The sequence below is a fragment of the Candidatus Schmidhempelia bombi str. Bimp genome (genome assembly GCF_000471645.3).
Classification (GTDB): domain Bacteria; phylum Pseudomonadota; class Gammaproteobacteria; order Enterobacterales; family Orbaceae; genus Utexia; species Utexia bombi.
Genome location: NZ_AWGA01000061.1, coordinates 1 through 10151 on the forward strand (window position 1 = coordinate 1; position 10151 = coordinate 10151).

General features: G+C 36.2%; 7 protein-coding genes and 1 pseudogene. 3 read left to right on the forward strand and 5 right to left on the reverse strand.

Annotated elements, in window-relative coordinates; genetic code table 11:
* Positions 1-87 precede the first annotated feature (87 nt).
* Both aroC and prmB read right to left on the reverse strand, forming a co-directional pair.
* Positions 88-1185, reverse strand: a complete 1098-nt coding sequence (gene aroC / locus O970_RS06200; RefSeq protein WP_024496258.1) for a chorismate synthase — start codon at positions 1183-1185, stop codon at positions 88-90.
* A gap of 58 nt (positions 1186-1243) precedes the next feature.
* Positions 1244-2158 (reverse strand): 50S ribosomal protein L3 N(5)-glutamine methyltransferase, encoded by a 915-nt coding sequence (prmB, locus tag O970_RS06205; RefSeq protein WP_024496259.1) that lies wholly within the window; start codon positions 2156-2158, stop codon positions 1244-1246.
* Between the two features lie 174 nt (positions 2159-2332).
* Between prmB and dapD the strand changes: the two genes are divergently transcribed.
* Together dapD and O970_RS06215 are read left to right on the forward strand one after the other, a co-directional pair.
* Positions 2333-3157: a 2,3,4,5-tetrahydropyridine-2,6-dicarboxylate N-succinyltransferase gene (gene dapD, locus O970_RS06210; protein WP_024496260.1), complete on the forward strand. Its 825-nt coding sequence runs from the start codon at positions 2333-2335 to the stop codon at positions 3155-3157.
* Between the two features lie 82 nt (positions 3158-3239).
* A complete protein-coding gene (locus O970_RS06215) occupies positions 3240-3731 on the forward strand; it encodes a YajQ family cyclic di-GMP-binding protein (protein ID WP_024496261.1) in 492 nt (163 codons plus the stop codon).
* A gap of 64 nt (positions 3732-3795) precedes the next feature.
* Here O970_RS06215 and glnS read toward each other — a convergent pair whose 3' ends face one another.
* From glnS to O970_RS06230, 3 genes are all read right to left on the reverse strand, one after another.
* The gene (gene glnS / locus O970_RS06220; RefSeq protein WP_024496262.1) at positions 3796-5466 is read right to left on the reverse strand and encodes a glutamine--tRNA ligase; all 1671 of its coding nucleotides are present in this window, start codon (positions 5464-5466) and stop codon (positions 3796-3798) included.
* Between the two features lie 479 nt (positions 5467-5945).
* A complete protein-coding gene (locus O970_RS06225; RefSeq protein ID WP_024496263.1) occupies positions 5946-6977 on the reverse strand; it encodes an AI-2E family transporter in 1032 nt (343 codons plus the stop codon).
* Between the two features lie 419 nt (positions 6978-7396).
* Entirely contained in the window at positions 7397-8590 is a 1194-nt protein-coding gene (locus O970_RS06230; protein WP_024496264.1) for a hypothetical protein, read from the reverse strand.
* 945 nt (positions 8591-9535) lie between these two features.
* Here O970_RS06230 and O970_RS06235 point away from each other — a divergent pair.
* Positions 9536-10151, forward strand: a pseudogene (locus tag O970_RS06235) (hypothetical protein); the annotation flags it as partial.

A 10151-nucleotide genomic window follows, 5' to 3' on the forward strand; every position in this document is an offset into this window, starting at 1 on the left:
GATAAAACCCGCCAACGTAGCAACAGAAAACAAAATTAATAAGAGATAATCGAGACTTATTCCATCTGTTATCATAATAATGATTTCCTAGGCTTGATGATGCGTAAACAGTGACTCGGATTTGACCACACCACATTGCGCACGGTAACGAAGATAATGATCCATGAGTACAATTGCCACCATCGCTTCAGCAATCGGTACCGCTCGGATCCCCACACAAGGATCATGGCGTCCATGTGTTTCAATTTGGACGGGTTGACCTTGACGATTTAATGTTTGGCCTGCAATCGCAATACTTGGTGTTGGTTTTAACGCAATATGAGTAATAATAGTCTGTCCTGAGCTAATGCCGCCTAAAATACCACCAGCATGGTTTGAACGAAAACCGTTTTTATCCATTTCATCGCGATTTTCGCTACCTAGTTTATTGATAACAGCAAAACCATCACCAATTTCTACACCTTTAACCGCATTAATACTCATTAAGGCATGGGCTAAGTCAGCATCAAGTCGATCAAAAACCGGTTCACCTAACCCAATTGGTACTTGTTCAGCCATGACGCAAACTTTTGCGCCAACGGAATCACCTGCCTTTTTCAAGGAACGTAATAATGTATCTAATTCGGTTAATTTACTAGCGTCAGGACAGAAAAACGGATTTTGTTCTACTTGTTGCCAATCTTTAAGTTGGCATTCAATAGAGCCCATTTGCGCTAAATAACCCCTTATTTTCATCCCAAGCTGTTGATTAAGATATTTTTTAGCAATAGCTCCTGCCGCAACACGCATTGCGGTTTCGCGCGCAGAGGAACGGCCTCCTCCTCGGTAATCACGGATACCATATTTTTGCTGATAAGTATAATCAGCATGCCCAGGACGAAAAACATCTTTAATTGCACGATAATCTTGTGAGCGTTGGTCGCTATTTTCAATCAAAAGCCCAATGCTGGTCCCAGTGGTTACCCCTTCAAATACGCCAGATAAGATTTTTACTTGATCGGCTTCTCGACGCTGCGTAGTATAACGGGAATTTCCTGGCCGCCGACGATCAAGGTCATGTTGTAAATCAGCTTCACATAATGGAAGACCAGGAGGAACCCCATCAACAATACAACCTAGTGCGATACCATGTGACTCTCCAAAGCTTGTCACCCGAAAGTACTGACCAATGCTATTCCCCGCCATAATGTTTCCCGTTTTATTGTTAAAGTAATAAATTGAGTCTTAGTCTACTTATCAGATCTTACTGCTTACGTAAAGTGAGTAATTGGGTTTTAGTTAACATAAATACACCATCCCCCCCCTGTTCAAATTCTAACCAAGTAAATGGGGCATCTGGGTACTGTTCAATAAGGGCGACACTGCTATTACCCACTTCACAAATTAACACACCACGATCACTAAGGTAATCTGGCGCTTGTTCTAAAATACGGTGCACTAAATCTAAGCCATCCTCACCAGCGGCCAGCGCTAATTTTGGCTCTACTACATATTCCTTAGGCAGATCACTCATATCTTCCGCATCAACGTAAGGTGGGTTTGTCACAATGACATCATATTTAACGGGAGCTAAATCATTAAACAGATCTGAACAAATAGGTAAAACTTGCTGTTGCATTTGATGCATTTCAATATTGGTTTCTGCAACGGCTAAGGCCTCCATAGAGATATCGACAATGTCTACTTCCGCTTCTGGAAATTCATAAGCGCAAGCAATGCCAATACAGCCACTACCAGTACAAAGATCAAGGATATTTTGCGGCTCAAAATCAATTTGATCAGCAAAATGTTGATTGATTAATTCGCCGATGGGTGAACGTGGAATTAATACACGATCATCAACAAAAAATTCATGACCACAAAACCAAGCCCGATTAGTTAAATAAGGGGTAGGAATATGTTTTTCTATGCGGGCAATCACCCGTTCTAGTAACCGCTCTTTCTCTTGCATGGTTAAGTTAGCGGCATAAAACTCAGCTGGAATCTGAAGTGGTAAATAAAGTGATGGTAAAATAAGCTGTACCGCTTCATCCCAAGCATTATCTGTGCCGTGACCATAATAGATGTCAGATTGATTAAATGCGGATACTGTCCAGCGGATAAAATCCTGTATCGTTTTTAGTTCATTAATAACTTGTGCTGTTACTACATTATCCACGTTGACTCCTATTTATTGGTAAGTAATATAACTATTTATTTTAGGTGGATTATAGTTAGAAAACAATGTTATATAATCAATTAATCCCTTAAAAAGCTGATTACTTTATATTATACTCATCAAGTATTAAACTAATTTTTCTTTTAAATCATGCAATTATAATAAGGATTTAACATGCAGAATTTACAAACCATTATCGAAGCTGCTTTCGAACGTCGTGCTGACATTACGCCTGCCAATGTAGATAGCGTCACTCGCGACGCGGTCAATCAAGCTATCGCCTTACTTGATAGCGGTAAAATGCGTGTTGCCGAAAAGATAAATGGACAATGGGTTACGCATCAGTGGTTGAAAAAAGCGGTTCTTCTTTCATTTCGTATCCATGAAAACCGTTTAATTGATGCCGGTGAAAGTAAATACTACGATAAAGTGCCACAAAAATTTGCGCATTACGATGAAGCCAGATTTCAACAGGAAGGCTTTCGTGTTGTTCCATCTGCTATAGCACGGCAGGGCGCTTATATTGCGCGTAACACAGTATTAATGCCATCTTATGTTAATATTGGTGCCTATGTTGATGAAGGTACAATGGTTGATACATGGGTGACGGTCGGGTCATGCGCCCAAATTGGTAAAAATGTTCATTTATCGGGTGGTGTTGGAATTGGCGGTGTGCTTGAACCGTTGCAAGCCAATCCAACCATCATTGAAGATAACTGTTTTATCGGTGCTCGTAGTGAAATCGTTGAAGGCGTGATTGTTGAAGAAGGCAGTGTCATTTCAATGGGGGTATTTATTGGTCAAAGTACCCGTATTTATGATCGTGCGACAGGTGAAATACATTATGGACGTGTACCGGCAGGTTCTGTCGTGGTGTCTGGTAACCTACCATCTAAAGATGGATCTTATAGCTTATATTGTGCGGTTATTGTTAAAAAAGTGGATGCAAAAACCCGTGGAAAAGTCGGAATTAATGAGCTATTACGTACCATAGATTAATTTCCTGAACGGATAAGATCAGCTATACTATCGGCGGAGTCAAACTCCGCTTTTTTGTTAACTGAGTAAAGGAAATTATTATATGCCTTCTTTTGATATTGTGTCTGAAATTGCCATGCCCGAAGTCCGTAACGGTGTTGAAAACGCGAGTCGTGAGTTATCAACGCGTTGGGATTTTCGTAATATCCCTGCGGAGTTTGAACTAAATGAAAAAAATGAGACCATTAAGGTCACCAGTGAATCAGACTTCCAAGTGAGCCAGCTGCTAGATATCTTAAGAGATAAACTAGCCAAGCGTGGTATTGATGGCGGTGCGCTAGACATTCCAGATGAATGTGAACATAGCGGTAAAAGTTATAGTGTGCAAGTTAAACTAAAACAAGGGATTGATAAAGAATTAGCCAAAAAAATTGTTAAGCTAATTAAAGATAGCAAAATCAAAGTGCAAGCCCAAGTCCAAGGTGAACAGGTACGTGTGACAGGTAAATCTCGTGATGATTTACAAGCGACAATGGCATTGGTCAAAGGTGCTGAGTTAGGTCAACCTTTCCAATTTACCAATTTCCGCGACTAATCCCCCCATATTAATTAGCAAAAAAACGAGGCTATATAGCCTCGTTTACTATCATTGAGTAGTCTTAATTGGAGGAAGTATCACTCCAAGTATCACGTAGACCAACGGTGCGGTTAAATACAAATTGATTATTACCGCTATGTTTGCTATCTAAGCAAAAATAGCCTTCACGCTCAAATTGATAAGCATATTCAGGTTCTGCGCTTTGTAAACTTGGTTCAATAAAACCATATTTCACAACTAATGAGGTTGGATTAATTGTGGATAAGAACGCTTCTGCCGCACCAGGATTGGGGGTGTTAAATAAGCGGTCATAGAGACGAAACTCAGCTTGAACACCAAATTTAGCTGAAACCCAATGGATAACCCCTTTAATTTTACGTCCATCTTCGGGATTTTTATTTAATGTATTCGTATCATAAGTACAATAGATGGTCGTAATCTCACCATTGGCATCTTTTTCAACACGTTCTGCCTTAATAACATAAGCATTACGCAGACGAACTTCTTTACCTAACACTAAACGTTTGTAATTTTTATTCGCTTCTTCACGGAAATCAGCACGGTCAATATAGATTTCACGGGTAAAAGTCACCTCACGTTGACCTAGTTCTGGTCGGTTTGGGTGATTTGGCATAGTCAATATTTCATCAACGTCAGCACTCATATTTTCAATTACCACTTTAACCGGATCTATCACCGCCATCGCCCGTTTTGCATTTGCATTAAGATCTTCACGAATACAAAATTCGAGTGTGCTCATTTCAACCGTATTTTCTTGTTTAGTTACCCCGATACGTTGACAAAAATCACGTAATGCGGCAGGCGTATAGCCGCGACGACGTAAACCCGATATCGTTGGCATACGAGGATCATCCCAACCATCGACCACTTTTTCAGTGACTAACAGATTTAATTTACGTTTAGAGGTGATCGCATATTCAAGATTTAAACGAGAAAATTCATACTGATGTGGGCGAGCAGCAATACTGATATTATCTAATACCCAATCATATAAGCGACGATTATCTTGGAACTCAAGCGTACAGAGGGAATGGGTAATATTTTCAATGGCATCAGAAATACAATGGGTAAAATCGTACATTGGATAAATACACCATTTGTTCCCCGTTTGGTGATGTTCAGCAAATTTAATTCGATATAACACTGGATCACGCATAACAATAAAAGGGGAGGCCATATCAATTTTGGCACGCAAACAAGCTTGACCTTCAGCAAATCCACCTTCTCTCATTTTGGCAAATAACGATAAATTTTCTTCAACACTACGATCACGATAAGGGCTGTTTTTGCCTGGTTTAGTTAACGTACCACGATACTCACGAATATCTTCTGCCGATAATTCATCAACATAAGCCAAACCTTTGTTAATTAACTCGATGGCATAATCATAAAGCTGATCAAAATAATCTGATGAATAACAGACATCACCATCCCATTTAAAACCTAACCATTCAACATCACGTTTAATCGATTCAACATACTCTACCTCTTCTTTGGTTGGATTGGTATCATCAAAACGTAAATTACATTTACCGTGATAATCCTGAGCAATACCAAAATTAAGGCAGATCGATTTTGCATGACCAATGTGTAAATAGCCATTCGGCTCAGGTGGAAAACGGGTATGAACTGAATTATGTTTACCTTCAGCTAAATCAGTATCAATGATTTGCCGAATAAAATTTGATGGACGAGCTAACGTTTCGCTCATAAGAAACCTCTAATTAACCTTTTGATGGATAAGCGGCTAATAATAGCCACCTATGGCAACGAACAATAACGGATAAATATAACAAATTTTTACTGTTTCGTGAACGTGAAAGGGTGGATTTATTCAACAAAACTCACTCCGCTGGATTGTTATTAATGATCTACTTGAGCATAAATGATAAAGCAATGTCGAGTTAACTGTTTTATACCAAAAAGATGAATCTTATTGTCGGTAGCCTTGATTAAGTATTGATGTTAATAATAACCTTCCCTTTTACCTAACTCCCTATTAATCTAATACGAAAGCGGATATAGCCTAATAGGGAATCAGGAAGTGGATAAGTTATTATATTAAGTAACGTGCATACTAATACGCTAAATAACATCTTCTTATTGATTTAGGTTGTTTATCTTATAACTTAATAGCTATAAGCATTAAAACAATTAATGATCCATTTTAATGGCGTATTTTTAGCAAGATTAAATAATCCGAAGTTCTTTTAACGATAATTTAATAAATGCATAAAAAATAGGGGCAAAAATTAAACCAATCACACCAAAAAGCGTCTCTAAAAATAGCATAGCAATTAATAATTCACAGATACCCGCATGAATTTTTGTCCCTACAATCTTAGCATTAAGCACATATTCAGTTTTATGAATTAACACTAAATAGACAATCACCACCATTGCAACTGTTAATGACACCGTAAATGCGACAAAAAAGATTAATGCATTGACAATTAAGTTACCAATAATTGGAATAAGGCCTAATACAAAGGTGGCAAGTACTAAACTTTTACTAAACGGTAAATGAATGCCAAAGGCCGGTAAAATAATAAATAGTAAAATGGTGGTCATTACTGTATTAAATAATGCAATCACCACTTGCGATATAGCTACATATTGGAATACCACCACTAACCGGTTTAAACTGGCTTTTAAGGATTTAGTCAATGAGGTTTGCATGGTTTGGTTATGATGAATATTGCGTTTATTTTCTTTATAACCTAAGATTAATCCAATAACGATTCCCACAATTAATATCACTAAATCATGAAATACTTTTTTGACAATAGATTGGAGATAAAATAGATGATCTTTAAGATAAATCATGATCGTTGATTTAATCTCATCAAGATCATCTGGTAAATAGTGGGTAACGCTAGGCGGAAGACCATTTATGACATTATTGACGACTAATTTGATATTCGTTAGTGTTTCGTTTGGGTGCTTTGCCATATCAACAAACCAAGCAAATAAGTACCAAAAGCCACCAATAAAAATACCAATAATTAAAGTGGTTAGCACTAATACCGAAACTAATTTTGACCGATGACTAAAACGCATCATTTTTTGTGATAAAAAATCATCCAATTTTTGGGTCAATGTATAAGTTAATAAACCCGCAATCACCGCAGGCATTAGATGAACTTGCATTAAGATAATAAAAAAAAACGAAAACAGCGCAAGACAAAATAGACCTAATTTTTGATTATTATTAAGTAGCATGGTAACTCATTCCTTCCAATAGGTATGCTTTTAGTAAAAAATCGATATCTACATTTTTAACAACAAGGTTTAAGTCTTAATCTAATATAACTCTGCTTAAAATCGATTTTGTTTTCTAAGATAAACACATCTTTCATGCTATTAATAATTATCATCTAATAGTCATTATTAAGTAGAAAAATATCACGTATTTATATTAACTAATGCGACAGGTGTTCATGCTTTATCATAATAAAAGTATCAGTAAAAAATACTTTATTATTTTGTTCGCATCCCTTTAAAATCGATAATATAAAAATTAATTAGAATAACGCTAAAACCAACTTATAAACAATTTAATAACGAACGAATTGGATTATAACAGATGATAATTTTTCCGTTAATCATCTGTTATAGTCATCTAGTGATTGGTACAGGCATTAAGGAATAGGATTAAAATCGTCCACTTGTTGTAACCACGCCTTATAATCCCAACTAACAATCATTTCTCTTAAACGAGAAAGCATATGTAAACTCGCCTGTTTTTGCGAGCTATTTAACTCTTTTTCTAAGTGATCAATCATACTCGCTTGATATGCCATTAACACCTTAGCTTGTTTTTTATCCCAGTCGATAGTATCTTGATGTTTTAACATTTCGTAATAAGTCAGATCCATTAGCAATGCCCATGCATATGAGGTAACCCAATCAGTTTCACGTCCAACCCCATAATAATAGGCTTCACTGACTCTTAACATCCCTAATAAAGAGCCATGTTGTGCCATGAGTTCAGTATAATCAATCGCTGATCGGATTTGTTGATCATTAATATTTTGCCGAATATCAGTCAATTTATTAATTTGTTCTTTTGCTGGGAACGGATAGTCTTTAGTTTGATCATATTTGAAATGTTGTCCAGATTGAAATAGCATGCGTGCCGTTAGGGTTTCATAATCATGGTAACCATTTTCGATAGCATCGCGTAAATAATAAATACTTTTTTCTAGATTATCATCTGAAGTTGGTTTAGCTAATCCATTACTATCATAGCCTCCAGCGCCGATAGCCATACCCCAACCATAAGTAAAACGAGGATATTTTAGCTCTGCCATTTTGTCATAAAAATAGCCTTGGAAATCAGGATGTTGAAAAATTGTCGGTTCGACAAGTTGATTACCATAAAGATCAACTAATTGGTTACGGTAATGCTTCATAAATTCGCTGAAAGGAAGTTCTCCTTCTTTTGCATTGTGAGCATTATATAATAAAGCCGTATTACGAATTTCATCATAATAAAGCATTGCATTTTTATCCCATTGCCAAGCATGTTGAATAAGTGTAATCAGTGCGTTCACATCTTTAACAGCGTAGCTATTACTAGCGTCATATGCACGGTCAAATAATGCTTGTGCTTCATTAATTCGCAATAATTCATCAGCGGGTAAAGGTGATGGATAAATCCTGAAATCTTCCGATCTAGCGTCAGTGAGTTGCTGGTTTTTGATATACAACATGATGTTAACAATCAGACTACCTATAAGTAGCAGTGCTAATAAACCAGTAAATATATAGTATTTTCTTTGCATTAATTTAATTCCAAAATCATCTTGATTAAATATTATGGTTGTCAACATCAACGGATAGCGACTTCCTCAATGTGGATCTAAATATCAATTTATTGTTAAAACTTAGGTTTTGTTAAAATTTTAAAAATTAAATTATAATTGTGAGAATAATATAGATCTATTTAATTTATTTAATGAAAATCAATAATAAATACTGACCAGCAGAGATGGCGATTTTCATCTTACTAAAAAATTGAATTTTTTCATATGATTAATCAATATTATTCATCTACATCTAAATATCTTCTTTACATAATCATTAAATTTATTTACTAAAAACAACCGGTATTATTATAAACCACAGTTTATCTTTATGCTTTAAAATAAGAGAATTAACGGTCTCTATATCTTTTATCTATAAATTCGATAACTTCCTACGTTAAAAAAAGGGATAATGACTGCAATTTGTTTATAGCTAATTTATACGTTGTTGTGATAAGTTTCTAAGCATAATTATCCCTATTTCCAAGTTGATGGTGAGTGAGTTAAGCCTGTGTATCACGTTAATACCGTACTTTTTGCCATGCTAATGTCTGATTAAACAACACACGAGAATATTCGCAAAACGGTTTAAGTTTGAGTACCCATTTTCCAATTGGTATTCATTCAAATTTATAGGTTTCGCGTATTATACGCTTGGACTATGATTACACAAGTTGAAATCAGTTACGGTGTATTTAGAATACATACGTATTTGGTCTTTGTAACTAAATAACAATGAAATGTAGTGACTAAGAATATGATTGATAACTTAGCATCTATCCATGAAAAGGCTGTTTAGACTTTGATTCTAAGTAGATTGAAGATCTAGGTCCATGCTTATCACTAATCGCTACCGTTAGAAAAAGATACCGTCACCTATCACTTACTCGACCCATTGCCTGAGGCTGCATGGGGGGATTATCAACCATTATTAACAGAATTACAAAAATTAAATGAATAAGAATAATCAACATGGAATTTTCAGAAGAATTTAAGAGTGCTTTAGCCTTCTTTAAAGCCTTCCCTAATCATATTAAAGACAAGTTGGTCGCCTCTGCCGTATGGGTATGGGAGGTACTTCAGGGGGATTTTAATGAAGAGCAAACTACCGCCCAAATGGCCACGGGCACGGTTATCTCGATGATCCCACTTGTCGATCAAATTTGTGATATTCGTGATATTATCGCCAATGCTAAAAAGATTAATCAAGATACCGGTGACACCATGGCATGGGTGGCGCTGGTCTTGACTTTAATTGGACTCTTTCCCGTATTAGGGTCACTGGTTAAAGGCTGTTTAAAAATTTTATTTGCACCGATAAGACGTCTATATTTACATGCTGGTAATAAAGTTAAACAACACTTGCTAACCCTAGCGGTTGAAAAAGGGATAAAGCAGTTACATATTTATCTGGATACCCCTGCGGTACAAAAAACATTAAAAGCCTTAAATATTCATCAACCACTTAAATATCTCGCTAAACATTTAGAAAGTTTACAAAATAATCTAAGTAGTAAACAACTGTGCGCAGTTCTGGATGAGATGCTCGAAGTAATAAATAAAATTTTTAACCAAATTAATCCTCTAT

Excerpts from the sequence above, each read along its gene's own strand:
- dapD (WP_024496260.1), top strand. The coding sequence starts at position 2,333 with ATGCAGAATTTACAAACCATTATCGAAGCTGCTTTCGAACGTCGTGCT.
- O970_RS06230 (WP_024496264.1), bottom strand. The coding sequence starts at position 8,590 with ATGTTGACAACCATAATATTTAATCAAGATGATTTTGGAATTAAATTA.
- O970_RS06225 (WP_024496263.1), bottom strand. The coding sequence starts at position 6,977 with ATGCTACTTAATAATAATCAAAAATTAGGTCTATTTTGTCTTGCGCTG.
- aroC (WP_024496258.1), bottom strand. The coding sequence starts at position 1,185 with ATGGCGGGGAATAGCATTGGTCAGTACTTTCGGGTGACAAGCTTTGGA.
- glnS (WP_024496262.1), bottom strand. The coding sequence starts at position 5,466 with ATGAGCGAAACGTTAGCTCGTCCATCAAATTTTATTCGGCAAATCATT.
- O970_RS06215 (WP_024496261.1), top strand. The coding sequence starts at position 3,240 with ATGCCTTCTTTTGATATTGTGTCTGAAATTGCCATGCCCGAAGTCCGT.